This is a genomic window from Vibrio sp. 10N.222.48.A3 (assembly GCF_041475345.1).
Taxonomy (GTDB): Bacteria; Pseudomonadota; Gammaproteobacteria; order Enterobacterales; family Vibrionaceae; genus Vibrio; species Vibrio tasmaniensis_A.
In genome coordinates this window covers 1-384 of the sequence record NZ_JBFRVX010001524.1, presented here as the reverse complement: position 1 = coordinate 384, position 384 = coordinate 1, and the positions used below count along the sequence as shown (strand labels likewise).

The window sequence follows — 384 nt, the reverse complement described above, 5'->3', positions numbered from 1 at the left end:
CAATACGTAAAGGGCTATGACGTGTTGGCTCTACAAGAGGTGTTTGCTAACGGCAGAGATGAATTCTTGCGTGAACTTGCAAAAGAGTCTCCTTATCAAACCAAAATGCTCGATAAAGATGGGATTAACATCTATGACGGCGGTGTGATAATTGTGAGCCGCTACCCTATTGTCAACGAAGCGCAATACGTGTTCCCTGATTGTACAGGCACAGATTGTTTCGCTGATAAAGGCGTGAATTACGCTGAAGTCATCAAAAACGGTCAGGCTTACCACGTGTTTGGCACTCACACCGCATCATTCGATACGGACACAGCTCGTGACTACCGACAACGTCAATTCAAGCAGATGCGTCAGCTTGCTCAATCACTGGAAATACCAACC

1 protein-coding gene is annotated in these 384 nt (G+C 46.1%); it reads left to right on the top strand.

Annotated elements, in window-relative coordinates; all coding sequences use genetic code 11:
• On the top strand, window positions 1–384 hold a 384-nt coding region (locus AB4653_RS27525), incomplete at both ends, for a sphingomyelin phosphodiesterase (protein ID WP_372105828.1).